The 13,422-nt window shown below is 63.3% G+C and carries 13 protein-coding genes and 1 tRNA gene; 8 read left to right on the plus strand and 6 right to left on the minus strand.

Translation table 11 applies throughout. The features are described 5' to 3' along the window. Positions 1–377: 377 nt before the first annotated feature. The 6 genes from GRI48_RS00320 (at position 378) to GRI48_RS00345 (ending at position 5,136) form a co-directional block, all read left to right on the plus strand. Positions 378–1,571 (plus strand): serine hydrolase domain-containing protein, encoded by a 1,194-nt coding sequence (locus tag GRI48_RS00320; RefSeq protein WP_160669748.1) that lies wholly within the window; start codon positions 378–380, stop codon positions 1,569–1,571. A gap of 79 nt (positions 1,572–1,650) precedes the next feature. Continuing rightward, positions 1,651–2,763 (plus strand): S-(hydroxymethyl)glutathione dehydrogenase/class III alcohol dehydrogenase, encoded by a 1,113-nt coding sequence (locus GRI48_RS00325; RefSeq protein WP_160669751.1) that lies wholly within the window; start codon positions 1,651–1,653, stop codon positions 2,761–2,763. 27 nt (positions 2,764–2,790) lie between these two features. After that, positions 2,791–3,183, plus strand: a complete 393-nt coding sequence (locus tag GRI48_RS00330) for a VOC family protein (protein WP_160669754.1) — start codon at positions 2,791–2,793, stop codon at positions 3,181–3,183. Between the two features lie 7 nt (positions 3,184–3,190). Further along, positions 3,191–3,694 carry a prolyl-tRNA synthetase associated domain-containing protein gene (locus tag GRI48_RS00335; protein ID WP_160669756.1) on the plus strand — a complete coding sequence of 168 codons (504 nt, stop codon included), beginning with the start codon at positions 3,191–3,193 and terminating at the stop codon, positions 3,692–3,694. Beyond that, a complete protein-coding gene (gene fghA / locus GRI48_RS00340) occupies positions 3,691–4,533 on the plus strand; it encodes an S-formylglutathione hydrolase (RefSeq protein ID WP_160669759.1) in 843 nt (280 codons plus the stop codon). The genes GRI48_RS00335 and fghA overlap by 4 nt, the downstream gene beginning before the upstream one ends. Before the next feature lie 24 nt (positions 4,534–4,557). Next, the gene (locus GRI48_RS00345; protein ID WP_237451666.1) at positions 4,558–5,136 is read left to right on the plus strand and encodes a protein-methionine-sulfoxide reductase heme-binding subunit MsrQ; all 579 of its coding nucleotides are present in this window, start codon (positions 4,558–4,560) and stop codon (positions 5,134–5,136) included. On the opposite strand, the gene GRI48_RS00350 is transcribed toward GRI48_RS00345, so the two are convergent. The 4 genes from GRI48_RS00350 to yghU all read right to left on the minus strand — a co-directional run bounded on the left by GRI48_RS00350 (position 5,126) and on the right by yghU (position 8,126). Further along, the gene (locus GRI48_RS00350; RefSeq protein WP_160669762.1) at positions 5,126–5,635 is read right to left on the minus strand and encodes a ComEA family DNA-binding protein; all 510 of its coding nucleotides are present in this window, start codon (positions 5,633–5,635) and stop codon (positions 5,126–5,128) included. The genes GRI48_RS00345 and GRI48_RS00350 overlap by 11 nt on opposite strands. Positions 5,636–5,736: 101 nt before the next feature. After that, positions 5,737–5,811: transfer RNA gene (locus GRI48_RS00355), tRNA-Gln, on the minus strand. Between the two features lie 70 nt (positions 5,812–5,881). Next, positions 5,882–7,255 (minus strand): glycoside-pentoside-hexuronide (GPH):cation symporter, encoded by a 1,374-nt coding sequence (locus tag GRI48_RS00360; protein ID WP_160669765.1) that lies wholly within the window; start codon positions 7,253–7,255, stop codon positions 5,882–5,884. Between the two features lie 16 nt (positions 7,256–7,271). Next, positions 7,272–8,126 carry a glutathione-dependent disulfide-bond oxidoreductase gene (yghU, locus tag GRI48_RS00365; RefSeq protein ID WP_202389154.1) on the minus strand — a complete coding sequence of 285 codons (855 nt, stop codon included), beginning with the start codon at positions 8,124–8,126 and terminating at the stop codon, positions 7,272–7,274. Between the two features lie 88 nt (positions 8,127–8,214). Between yghU and GRI48_RS00370 the strand changes: the two genes are divergently transcribed. Further along, positions 8,215–9,231 carry a DNA topoisomerase IB gene (locus GRI48_RS00370; protein WP_160669771.1) on the plus strand — a complete coding sequence of 339 codons (1,017 nt, stop codon included), beginning with the start codon at positions 8,215–8,217 and terminating at the stop codon, positions 9,229–9,231. A 228-nt stretch (positions 9,232–9,459) separates the two neighbouring features. Next, positions 9,460–11,568 carry an NAD(+) synthase gene (locus GRI48_RS00375; protein ID WP_419956936.1) on the plus strand — a complete coding sequence of 703 codons (2,109 nt, stop codon included), beginning with the start codon at positions 9,460–9,462 and terminating at the stop codon, positions 11,566–11,568. A 6-nt stretch (positions 11,569–11,574) separates the two neighbouring features. Here the strand turns inward: GRI48_RS00375 and GRI48_RS00380 are convergent, their stop codons facing one another. Beyond that, the gene (locus tag GRI48_RS00380; RefSeq protein WP_160669774.1) at positions 11,575–12,099 is read right to left on the minus strand and encodes a hypothetical protein; all 525 of its coding nucleotides are present in this window, start codon (positions 12,097–12,099) and stop codon (positions 11,575–11,577) included. 85 nt (positions 12,100–12,184) lie between these two features. After that, entirely contained in the window at positions 12,185–13,264 is a 1,080-nt protein-coding gene (locus tag GRI48_RS00385) for a branched-chain amino acid aminotransferase (RefSeq protein ID WP_160669777.1), read from the minus strand. Between the last annotated feature and the right edge of the window lie 158 nt (positions 13,265–13,422).

Here is a 13,422-nt window from a genome sequence, read left to right on the forward strand (position 1 = left end):
GAAGCATTCATATTACGAAACCCCCCTTAGGTGTTGTGTGATTTCGTTGTGCATTAGATCGAGGCCGAGTTGCAAGGCGCTATAAACGACTTTCGACCGTCCATAACCGCGATGCATCCGAGGCGAATAAGCCTCAGAAAAGACGAAGGAAATGCGTCTCCTTCGCTGACCACGCTGGTCCAGCCGACCTCAAAACAGTTTCCTTCGGGCAACAGCTTGGGACTAAGTTGTCCGGGCGCGGATTTTCACTGGACGCGATTGCGGCCAACGTGGCCGTCGGATCTGCCCGGCAGGTCGCATTTCAGGATCGGGAAACCATGGCGGGAAAATGTACAGCCCTGATTGTCTTGGCGTTTATGATCGGGGCCTTGCCGGCAATGGCCGCTGACGATCCCGCGACGCCCCGCCAGAGCCCGCTCGCCGAAGCGCGGGCGACGTTCGACCGGAACGATCTGACCGCAGTCGAGGCCGCTGGCGTTGCCGATCTCGCGTCCGGCCGGCCGCTGACGGCCGACGATCCCGTGCGTGTTGCCTCTATCTCAAAGCTCGTGGTCGCCATGGCGGTCATGCGGCTGGTGGAGGACGGAGTGCTCGATCTCGATGCCGACGTTGCCGAAACGCTCGGCTGGCGTATTCGCAATCCGGCTTTTCCGAATAAGCCGATTACTTTGCGGTTGCTGTTATCCCACACCTCCAGCCTGACCGACCGGATCGACTACGTCCTGCCGCTCGACGCGGACATGTCGCATGTCCTGGCCCAGCCCGCGGCCTGGGACGCCGAGCACGCACCCGGCACGTTCTTCCGCTACACCAATTTCAATTTTCCCGTCGTCGCCTCTGTGATGGAACTGGCGACGGGTGAGCGCTTCGACCGGCTGGTCGATCGGCTTGTGCTGAAACCTGCCAGGGTCGACGGCTGCTTCAACTGGAGCACGTGCGGCGAAGAGCAATGGTCGCGCGGAGTGGTGCTCTACCGAGAGCGTCAGCCGACCAAGGACGAGCAACGCGATCCGGCGGCTGCCTGTGCGGTGACGCCTGCGCGCGACGGCAGCTGCGACATCGACGCCAATTGGCAAGCGGGTCGCAACGGGGCGATCTTTTCGCCGCAAGGCGGGCTGAGGATATCGGTCAAGGGACTGGCAAGGATCGGCCAGTTCCTGCTCAATGACGGAATGTATGACGGCGTGACGCTCCTTTCGCCGGAATCGGTCGAGACCATGCTCGAACCTGTTTGGACCTATGACGGGACGAACGGAGAGACGCAGGAGGCGGGCGACCCGCATGCAGGCTTCATGTGCCGCTATGGCCTGGCGACGCAGACTCTGGCGACTTCTGTCGATGGCTGCCGCGACGATCCCTTTGCCGACGGGCGCGAAAGGGTGGGACACGCGGGAAGCGCCTATGGCCTTAAGTCGGGCCTTTGGATCGACCGCGAGGCCGGAACGGGCGTCGCCTATTTCGCGACCGACGTACTCGACGCCGACAGCGGCAGCCACTCGGCTTTCACGCGGATCGAGGAGGAGCTGGCCACGGGCAAGCCCATGTCGGTCGAGGCGGCCGGGGCCGACTGACCCGAACCCGCGATCTCTCGCGTTGCACCTTGCGTTTCGGCTCTTTAGGCAGGAGTCGATTTCCAGGGAGAAGACCTTCGTGAAAACCCGTGCCGCCGTAGCCTTCGAACCCAAGCAGCCGCTGGAGATCGTGGAAGTCGATCTCGACGGGCCCAAGGCGGGCGAAGTGCTGGTCGAGATCATGGCGACGGGCATCTGCCACACGGACGCCTACACGCTCGACGGGCTGGATTCTGAAGGCATATTCCCGTCCATTCTCGGACACGAGGGTGCAGGGATCGTGCGCGAGGTCGGACCGGGCGTGACCAGCGTGAAGGAAGGCGATCACGTCATTCCGCTCTACACGCCCGAGTGTGGCAAGTGCAAAACCTGCCTTTCGGGCAAGAGCAACCTGTGTACCGCGATCCGGGCAACCCAGGGCAAGGGATTGATGCCCGACGGAACGACGCGCTTCTCCTACCAGGGCAAGCCGATTTTCCACTACATGGGCTGCTCCACCTTCTCGAACTTCACCGTCCTGCCGGAAATCGCCGTGGCGAAGATCCGCGAGGACGCGCCGTTCAAGACCAGCTGCTATATCGGCTGCGGCGTGACCACCGGGGTCGGCGCAGTGACCAAGACCGCGCAGGTACAGCCCGGCGACAACGTGGTCGTCTTCGGCCTGGGTGGAATAGGCCTCAACGTGATCCAGGGCGCGAAGCTGGCGGGAGCAAACGTCATCCTCGGCATCGACATCAATCCCGAGCGCGAAGAATGGGGCCGCCGTTTCGGCATGACCCATTTCCTCAACACCAAGGGCATGAGCCGCGAGGACACGATCGCCAGGGTGGCGGAATTGACCGATGGCGGTGCGGATTACAGCTTCGATGCCACCGGCAATACCGAGGTCATGCGCACCGCGCTCGAATGCTGCCACCGCGGGTGGGGAACATCGATCATCATCGGTGTCGCCGAAGCGGGCAAGGAGATCTCCACGCGGCCTTTCCAGCTGGTGACCGGGCGCAACTGGCGCGGCACGGCCTTTGGCGGAGCGAAGGGGCGCACCGACGTTCCCAAGATCGTCGACATGTACATGGACGGGCTAATCCAGATCGACCCCATGATCACCCACGTGCTGTCGCTGGAAGACATCAACAAAGGCTTCGACCTGATGCATGCGGGTGAGAGCATCCGCAGCGTGGTCGTCTACTGAAGCAAGGCAGAAAAAGAGGAGAGAGCCATGTTCAATCACATCATGATCGGTTGCAACGACATCGAGAAGTCGAAGGAGTTCTACACCAAGGTACTCGGCGTGCTGGGCTGTCCGGAGCCGATGCGGAACGAGGATGCCAACGGCAACGTCCGCTATTTCTTCATCCATGACGGCAGCGTCTTCGCGATCACCCAGCCGATCGACGGGGCCGAGGCAAGCTGCGCCAACGGGTCGACCATCGGCTTTCGCTGCGGTTCGGGCGAAAAGGTCAAGGAACTGCACGATGTCGCGGTCGAAGCCGGCGGCACGAGCATCGAGGATCCGCCAGGCGTTCGCAACGGCTCGATGGGACCGATGCACCTGAGCTATTTCCGCGATCTCGACGGACACAAGATCTGCGGCATCCACCAAGGCGCGTAACCGGTCCATGGGCGGCGAGGCACGGCTTTATGCGGACCTCGCCGCACTCGGTATCCCTTTCGAGCTGCACGAGCACGAGGCGGTCTTCACGGTAGAAGAAAGCCACGGCATCAAGGCGAGCATACCCGGCCTCCACACGAAGAACCTGTTCCTGAAGGACAAGGGCGGAGCGTTCTGGCTGCTGACCGTCCCGGGCGAGGCGCCGGTCGATCTGAAAGCCCTGCCTGCAGCGATCGGCTGCAAGCGGGTCAGCTTCGGCAATCCGGCAGACATGCAGCGGCTGATCGGAATCGCGCCGGGATCGGTGACGCCGCTCGCGATGATCAATGCCGAACCCGGCACCCTAATCTGCGTCATCGACGCGGCCCTGGCGCAAGCGGAACTCGTCAACGTGCATCCGCTCCGCAATACAGCGACCGTGGGCCTGTCCGGCCCCGACATCCTCCGGCTGCTATCCCATTGGGGGCATCGACCGATGACCGCAGCAATCCCGAAGAAGGACCTCGAATGATACTGGAAACGGTCAGCGAGAATCGCGCTCACCGCGGCACGCAGGGCGTCTACTCGCACTCGTCGCAAGCGACAGGGACGGGGATGACCTTTTCGGTCTTCGTCCCGCCGCATAACGAGGGAGCGATCATGCCTGTCCTGTGGTATCTTTCGGGGCTGACCTGCACGCATGCCAATGTCACCGAGAAGGGCGAGTATCGGGCTGCCTGCGCGGAACACGGCGTAATTTTCGTCGCGCCGGACACCTCGCCTCGCGGCGAGGATGTGCCGGATGCCGCCGACGAATACGATTTCGGAAAGGGCGCGGGCTTCTACGTCGATGCAACGCGTGAGCCATGGTCCAGGCACTACCGCATGCGCAGCTATATCGAGAGCGAGCTGCCTGATCTCCTTGCAGCGAACTTCCCCGTGGACATGACGCGGCAGGCCATAACCGGCCATTCGATGGGCGGGCATGGCGCGCTCACGATCGGCCTCCGCAATCCCGGTCGCTTTCGTTCCGTAAGCGCCTTTGCTCCGATCGTCGCGCCGAGCGAAGTGCCGTGGGGCGAGAAGGCGCTGGGCCGCTATCTCGGCGATAATCGTGCCCGCTGGCGCGAATATGACGCGGTCGCACTGATAGAGGACGGCGCGCGCTTACCGGAACTTCTGGTCGACCAGGGGACAGCGGACAACTTTCTAGAAGAGCAACTCCAGACCCACCGCCTTGCCCGGGCCTGCGAGATGGCGGGCATCGGTGCGACGATCCGGATGCAGGAAGGGTACGACCATTCCTATTATTTCATCGCCAGCTTCATGGCCGACCACGTCCGTTGGCATGCCACGCGGCTGAAAGGCTGAGCCATTCCCGTAACGCGCTCCCGCTTGCTGCTGTGGCTGGTGCTCGCCTTGCCGGGCATCTGGATGCTTGGCCGGTGGACGTTCGCGCCCGATGTCTACGGCTACGGCCACGCGATCGGGGACAGTGGCGACTGGGCAGCCTGGCTGTTGATGGCGACGCTGGCGGTAACGCCACTACGCCTGCTGTTTCGCAAGCAAGGGTGGACAGGTTGGCTACTCAAGCGCCGGCGGGACCTGGGAGTTGCGAGCTTCGCCTACGCAGCGGGCCACACGCTCGTCTATTTGTGGAAGAAGGCCTCGCTGACCACGATCCTGGCAGAGGCTTCGGATGCCTACCTCATCGCCGGATGGCTGGCGCTCGCCCTGTTCGTGCCGCTGGCGGTCACTTCGAATGATCTGTCGATGCGGGCGATGAAACGCTCGTGGAAAGCCCTGCACCGGCTGGTCTACCCGGCCGCGATCCTGGCGTTCCTGCACTGGATCTGGTCGGCGTTCGATCCGACCACGGCCTGGATCCACGCCGGGATCCTGGCCGCGATCGAATTGCTCCGCGTCGCGCTGCAGCGGCAGCAACGACGCGGAAGGTCGCGCATCAGAGCGTGACGTACTGGCGGAAGCGGGCGACTTCCGCTTCGTCGACATACTTGCCGATCTCGCGGTCGAACTCGGTCATGTCCGCGTAAGGACGATATTCCTCGAACTCGTGGACCATCTTGGGGGTCATGCCCGGGATCAGCTCGATGTCCTCGCGCGTGGCGGTATTGAGATCGACCGGGACGAAGACCTTCTCGCGGACCGTGGCGGCCTGCGCTTCGTCGAGCGTTTCCATCAGCTTCGCGTTGAAGGCAGTGGCGCTGGCATAGGGCTGGCCGGCAACGACAGCTGCGGCGAGTTCGGGCGTCATGCCCTCGATGGCGGCGAGCTGCTCGGCCGTGGCAGTGCTGGCGTCGAGCACGGCTGCATCGGCAGTAGCTTCTGCTGCGGGTGCCTCCACTTCGGCTGCTGCCGTTTCCTCGGTTGCCGCTTCATCGGCACCGCCGGAACAGGCAGCAAGAGTAAGAGCCGACGTTGAAATGGTGGCAGCGATCAGAATTTTGCGCATGAATCATCCTTTATTGCGATTGGATCGCAATAGCAGACCTGCCGCGTAAGCGAAGGCCTAAAGCCCGCGCTATTACAATTTGCGACGGAATTCGGGGGGAGTGGCTGGGGTGGCAGGGATCGAACCTGCGAATGCCGGTACCAAAAACCGGTGCCTTACCACTTGGCTACACCCCAGCAGGTGCGCGCCCCTATAGCGCCTACGACGAGCAAGGGAAGGGGTTGGAGCGCATTTTGGTAGCGCCGGTCAAGACGCGGCGCGCCGCTCGGCGAGGTCGGCTTCCATCGCCGCGATCGTGCTGCGGTCGAGCTTGTAGAACAGCATCGCCAGGCCGGCAGGAACGATCATCGCCGCGGGCACGATGGCGAAGGCCAGATCGATTCCGAAGCGCGCGCCCTGGCTCTGGACGGCACCGGCCTCGAAACCGGTCAGGGCGAAGAGCGCGCCGGGGAGGGCCGCACCGATCGCGACGCCGGTCTTGATCGCGAATACCGCCCCAGAGACTGCCAGCCCGGTCATCTGCCGGCCGCTCGTCCATTCGAGGTACTCGGCGATATCGGTGAACATCGAATAGGCCAGCACCATCATCATCCCGAGCCCGATGCCCACGAACAGCTGGGCGATGGTCTGCGGCCAGACGGCGTCGACCGGCATCAGGTGAAAGACGACGATGGCAGCGATCTCGATCGCCCCTGCCAGGACCAGCAAATGGGCCTTGTCGAACCGCCTTGCCATCGCTCCGGCCAAGACGACGCCGAGCAACTGGCCCAGCGCGAAGGCGCTGTAGAACAATCCGATCCGGTCGAGGAAACCGAATACCGGCTCGCCATCGTCGCCTGCCACGTACCGGAACCAGAACAGGGCGCTGCCTGCGCGAGAGGCAAGCGCCACAGGGGTCAGGATGGCGGCTATGGCTACCGCGATCCATGCAGGCGTGCGGACGAGCAGTTTCAAATCGTCGAGCACAGCGCCGTTGGTTTCGGCGGGAGGGATCCGCTCCTTGGTGGTGGCGAATGTCAGCATGAGGCTCGCAGCGCCGATCGCGGCGATCACAAACATCGTCAGCATGATCCCGCGCCGCTCGTCTCCTGCGCCGAGTTCGCGCACGAGCGTGGTCGCGACGACCGCCACCAGCACCACGGCGAGTGCGGAGAAGATCATCCGGTAGGATGCGACCGAGGCGCGCGTGTCGGCGCTCGGCGAGATCACGCCCATCAGCGCGGAATAGGGAACGCCGGTTGCGGTGTAGGCGGCCATGGTCAGCGTATAGGTTACATAGGCCCAGGCCAGCATTGCACCGGGCGACAGGTCCGGGGCGGCGAAGATCGCCGCTCCGCTGAGGCCGAAGGGGATCGCTCCCCATAGCAGGTACGGGCGATAGCGGCCCCAGCGTGTTCGCGTCCGGTCTGCCAGTGCGCCCATCGCCGGGTCGGTCACCGCGTCGAACAGCTTGGTCAGCAGCAGCATCAGCGCCACCGCCGCCGGAGCAACTCCACCCAGCTCGATGAAGAAGTAGAGCAGGTAGATGTTGAAGAAATTGATGAACAGGGACGACGCTAAGTCGCCCTGACCGTATCCGAGCTTCTCGAGGATGCCGACGCGATCGGAAGTCCTGGTCACGACCGCGCCGCTCCCGTCAGACGTTCTTGCCGTCGAAGTCGCTCGCCGAGTGGCGCTCGGCCAGCTGGCTGTCCTCTTCGCCCCAGGTCTTGTTGACGATCCGGCCCCGCTTCACTCCGGGCCTATCGGAGATCTCGCGCACCCAGCGCTCGACATGGGTATATTCATGGATCGAGAGGAACTTGCGCGCATCGTTGTAGATGCCGCCGTAGATGAACGGCGCGAGCCAGGGGTAGTTGGCGATATCGGCGATGGTGTATTCGTCGCCAGCGAGAAAGCGGGTTTCGGCCAGCCGCTTGTCGGCGACATCGAAGATGCGCTTCGTTTCCATCGAATAGCGGTCGATCGCATATTCGATTTTTTCGGGCGCATAGGCGTAGAAATGGCCGAAGCCGCCGCCGATGAACGGGCCGGTCCCCACTTGCCAGAACAGCCAGCTGAACACCTCGGCGCGCGCTGCCGGATCGCTCGGCAGAAAAGCACCGAATTTCTCGGCCAAGTGGACCAGGATCGCGCCGCTTTCGAAAATACGGAACGGCTTATCGCCGCTGTGATCGACCATGGTCGGGATCTTGGAATTGGGGTTGGCGTCGACGAAGCCAGAGGTGAATTGCTGGCCTTCCGAAATGTTCACCAGCCAGGCATCGTATTCGGCGCCCGCGTGCCCCAGTTCCAGAAGCTCCTCGAGCATGATGGTCGCCTTGACGCCATTGGGCGTGCCCAGCGAATAGAGCTGCAGCGGGTGTTCGCCGACCGGCAGGTCCTTCTGCTCGCGCGCGCCTGCAGTCGGGCGATTGATCGCCGCGAACCGACCGCCGCTCTCCTTGTCGTACTGCCAGACTTCGGGCGGCGTGTAGATCGTATCGGCCAAGGTTCTCTCCGGTTCTGTCTTTAAATCGTTTCGTCGCAAATGCCTGTTCGGCAGCGGAACTGCAAGCAGGGTCGCAGGTTTGAGCGACATGGCGTCGCAAGCATCCGATCTGATCTACATCGATGACGATCTGCCCGGCATCACGCGCAAGCGTGCCGGCAAGGGCTGGGCCTATTACGATCCCAAGGGTCGGCTGATTACCGACGCGGCGGAGAAGAAGCGGCTCAATGCGATCGCGTTGCCGCCCGCCTATGTCGATGCCTGGTTCTGCCCGGCAAGCAACGGACACATTCTGGCAACCGGCATCGATGCGAAAGGCCGCAAGCAATATCGCTACCACCCGGATTTCCGCTCTGCGCGCGAGGGCGAGAAATTTGACGGGTGCCTCACGTTCGGCAAGCTGCTGCCGCTGGTTCGCAAAAGGGTCGAAAACGATCTGAAGGCGCCGCGCCTCACCAAGGCGCGTGCCGTCGCCAGCGTCGTTCGCCTGCTCGATCTCGGTGCGATCCGGGTCGGCAACGAAGGCTATGCGAAATCGAACAAGAGCTTCGGGGCGACGACCTTGCGTGATCGCCACGCCAAGCTCACCGGCAACACGCTCAAGCTCAAGTATCGCGGCAAGGGCGGCAAGATGCGGGAGGTGACGCTGTCCGACAACGCGCTCGCCCGCTGCGTTCGCGCGATGCAGGATCTGCCCGGCCAGAACCTGTTCCACTGGGTCGACGACGACGGCGAAACGCACGACGTCTGTTCGTCCGACGTGAACAATTACCTGTGCGAAACGATGGGCGAGAAATTTACCGCCAAGAATTTTCGCACCTGGCACGCGAGCGCGATGGGTTACGAGTTGCTCGCGAGCACGAACGACAAGGTGACGATCAAGAACGTGATCGAGAACGTCGCCCAGCATCTCGGAAACACGCCGGCCGTCACGCGCCGGAGCTACGTCCATCCGGCGGTGATCGGTCTGGTCGACATCCAGGACGAGTGGCGCGAAGGGCTCGAAGTGCCCCGGACGACGAAATGGCTCACACGGTGGGAGCGTGGGCTTATGGAGCTGCTCGAGCAGAGCCCTGCAGCAGAGGAATTGCTTGCAGCAGCGTGACTTGTCTTGGGTATCCTGATGGGATACTCATCCGGAATGCATGTAGCCGGTCAGAAAATTCGTGCCTGGCGCGAAGCCCACAGCCCCCCGCTCTCCGCCGAGGAATTCGGCGAACAATACGGTGAACCCGATCCATGGCCCAGCCGCACCGTTTATGGCTGGGAACGGCGCGGGAAGGTTGCCCGGCCAGCCGTCCAGAAACGTTTGGCGGAATTGGGAATTTGCAAGGTGAGCGACTGGATCGAAGACGTGGAAACTGACGCCAGTAACCGCGCGGAACAACGCGCAACCGGTTCCTTTTTCTCGCCTACGACGCACGGGCTGATCCGCGTCGCGACGAGCACGCCGCATGTCCGTACCGCCGACATCGACTATAATCTTGCGGGGATACTGGAGGAGGCCAGCCGGGCGGATCATGCCTGCGTGGACCTCGTCGTTTTTCCCGAATTGTGCCTGTCGTCCTACGCGCTCGATGATCTTCATTTGCAGCAGGCACTGCTCGAAAAGGCAGAGCACGCGATCGCCAAGCTGGTCGCCGCGAGCGAGCGTCTGCGTCCGGTACTGCTCGTCGGCGCACCGCTACGCCGCAACGGCCGGATCTACAATTGCGCCCTGGCGATCGCGCACGGCAAGCTGCTGGGCGCGGTCCCCAAGAGCTACTTGCCGAATTACCGCGAATTCTACGAGAAGCGCTGGTTCGCCAATGGCCGGTCGATCCAGGGACTGACGATCGCGGTGAATGGCGAAGACGTGCCTTTCGGGACTGACCTGATCTTCGCCGCGCGCGACAACGCCGGGTTCAAGGTGTTCGTCGAGATCTGCGAAGATTACTGGTCGCCCAATCCTCCCTCTACGCTCGGCGCGCTCGCCGGAGCGACGATCCTCGCCAATCTCTCGGCGTCGAACATCACGATCGGCAAGTCGGACGAACGCCACATGCTGTGCAGGGCGCAGGCCTCGCGCGCGGTAGCCGCCTACGCCTATTCGGCCGCCGGACATGGCGAGAGCACGACCGACCTCGCGTGGGACGGGCAGGGCATGATCTACGAACTGGGCGACCTGCTTGCGGAAAGCGAACGCTTCTCGCTCGAGCCGGAACTATGCATCGCGGACGTGGATGGCGAGCGTATCCTTTCCGAACGCATGCGAATGCAGACGTTCAACGATGCCGCCGAGGCTGCCGGGCGCCCGGAAGACTGGTTTCGCACCGTGCACTTCGATCAGTCGCCGATTCCCGACGGCGACGTAATCCGCCCGATCCGCCGCTTTCCCTTCGTGCCGAACCGCTTGCACAAGCTGGATGAGGATTGCTTCGAAGCGTTCAACATCCAGGTCGACGGGCTGATGCGGCGGGTCGAGGCGACCAGGCCGAAGAGTCTCGTCATCGGAGTTTCCGGCGGGCTCGATTCGACCCATGCGCTGATCGTCGCCGCCAAGACCTGCGACCGGCTGGGTCTGCCGCGCACGACTATTCGCGGATACACCATGCCGGGCTTCGCGACGTCGGACGGGACCAGGTCGAACGCCTGGAAGCTGATGAAGGCGCTCGGCATCACCGCCGAGGAGATCGATATCAAGCCGACCGCTCGGCTGATGCTGGAGAACATCGGCCACGCCTTCGCGGATGGCGAGCCGGTTTACGACACCACCTTCGAGAATGTGCAGGCAGGATTGCGTACCGACTACCTGTTCCGGCTCGCGGGTCAGCACGAGGGCTGGGTGATCGGGACGGGCGATCTGTCCGAGCTGGCGCTGGGCTGGTGCACCTATGGCGTGGGCGACCAGATGAGCCATTACGGCGTCAACGCAGGCGTGCCCAAGACCCTGATCCAGTACCTGATCCGCTGGACGACGCGCACCAATCAGTTCGATCCGCAGACAGACGCAGTGCTGGAAGCGATCCTCGCGACCGAGATTTCGCCCGAGCTCGTTCCAGCCGGCAAGGACGGGACGATCCAGAGTACGGAGAGTATCATCGGGCCGTACGAGCTCAACGACTTCTTCGTCCATCACGTGATCCGCTATGGCCAGCGGCCGAGCAAGGTCGCGTTCCTCGCGTGGCAGGCATGGAAGAGTGCCGAAGCGGGCCTATGGCCCCCCGACTTTCCCGAAGGCGCCAAGAATGAGTACGATCTGGCGACCATCGCCGGCTGGCTGGAGAAGTTCCTCAAGCGTTTCTTCGGCTTCAGCCAGTTCAAGCGGAGCGCGCTCCCCAACGGCCCGAAGGTCAGCGCGGGTGGGGCGCTCTCTCCGCGCGGGGACTGGCGGGCACCGTCCGACGCGGTGGCGGAATTGTGGCTGGAGGAATTGCGCGAAGCTTTGCCGGATCTCGGCTAGGCGGGCCTACTGGCCGCTGTCGAAATTGCACTCGCTTTCGAAACGCGCGCTGCCGCTGGAGTAATCCGCCCAGGTGTGATCGGCCTGCTGGCGGATCGCGACGGGCACGCCTACCGGACAGCTCGCCCCGGCCGCATCGGCTAGATAGTTCATCTCGGCCACCTGGTCGTACATCGTGTCGAGATTGCTTTCATAGGCTCCGCAGAAGCCGGTCAGCTTGCGGCTCGACAGGGTCATGTTGCCGTAACGCGCGGCAAAGCTGCGTGCATTGCTCATGCGCGAGCGCGTGATTTCATTGAAGCGAGCGACCACCTGGCCGCAGCTCGGGTCGGCTTCGGCTGCGGCAGGAGTGGCAGCAGCAGAGGCATATTGCGCGGACATTTGCTGGCGAGCCACGATCGGGGTTCCGTCTGCGATCGGGGTCGCTTCCCAGACATCGGCGCTTTGCGCCTGCGACACGGCAGCGCCCTGCAGCGCGGCGAAGCCGGCTCCGGCAGAAGCGATCAGGGCGAGAGCGGTGCGGGCCGACATGTTATCCTTCCAAATGCCCCGTCCGGTCAGAAAACCGACGGTTTCACAGGAAGTTCCGGGCCCCGGATGCGATGGCCCGGCGTGGTCAGTCGATGCGCATCACCCAGCCGTGCGTGTCCGCAATCTCGCTGCGCTGGATGCCGACCAGCCGCTCGCGCAATTTGCTGGTGATCTGGCCCGGGCCGCCGGTCCCGATGGTGAAAGCGCCGTCCGGCCCTTCCACCTTGCCGACGGGCGTGACGACTGCGGCCGTGCCGCAGGCCATCGTCTCGACCAGGTCGCCCCTTGTTGCATCGGCGCGCCACTGGTCGATCGAGTAGGGTTCCTCGCGCACCTGCAGGCCTTCTTCGCGCAACAACTGGATCAGGCTGTCGCGGGTGATCCCGGGCAGGATCGTTCCGGTAAGCGGCGGAGTGACGACGCTGCCGTCGTCGAACACGAAGAACAGGTTCATGCCCCCCAGTTCCTCGATCCATTTCTTCTCGACCGCATCGAGGAAGACCACCTGGTCGTGCCCCTTGGCGATCGCTTCGGCCTGCGGAACGAGGCTGGCGGCATAATTGCCGCCGCATTTGGCTGCACCGGTGCCGCCGGGTGCGGCGCGCGTGTAATTCCGGCTGACCCAGATCGAAACGGCGGGCGCGCCGGACTTGAAGTAGTTTCCGGCCGGGCTCGCGATCACGAGGAACTTGTACTTCTTGGCCGGGCGCACGCCGAGAAAGGCTTCGGAAGCGAACATGAACGGTCGCAGGTAGAGCGATCCGCCATCGACGCTCGGAAACCAGTCGCGGTCGGCCTTCACCAGCTGCCTGATCGATTCGAGAAACAGTTCTTCGGGCAGGTTCGGCATCGCCAGCCGGTCGGCCGATGCGTTGAAGCGGCGCGCGTTTTCCTCGGGCCGGAACAGCGCAATTCCGCCGTCCGCCTGCTTGTAGGCCTTGAGACCTTCGAAGATTTCCTGAGCGTAGTGAAATACGGCGGTGGCCGGATCGAGGCTCAGCGGCTCGCGCGGCCCGACAGTGGCATTGTGCCAGCCCTTGCCTTCCTCCCAGTCGATCGAGACCATGTGGTCGGAAAACAGCGTGCCGAAACCGGGATCGGCCAGCGCCTGCTGGCGGGTTTCACCGGGGACCGGGGCGGGGTGCGGGATCGAAGAGAAGTCCATTTTCGCGCGGGTAAAGATTGCACGCTGACAGGGCAAGACAGGAGGGCTTTAGTCGTCCAAAATGAGAAGGGCAGCGACACCGTGACGATGTGCTGCCCTTCGCATGGTCAGCGGCCGGAAGCGCCGCTCACGAAGCCTTACTCGGCTGGAATATTACC

Origin of the sequence: Qipengyuania oceanensis (genome assembly GCF_009827535.1) — a bacterium.
Classification (GTDB): domain Bacteria; phylum Pseudomonadota; class Alphaproteobacteria; order Sphingomonadales; family Sphingomonadaceae; genus Qipengyuania_C; species Qipengyuania_C oceanensis.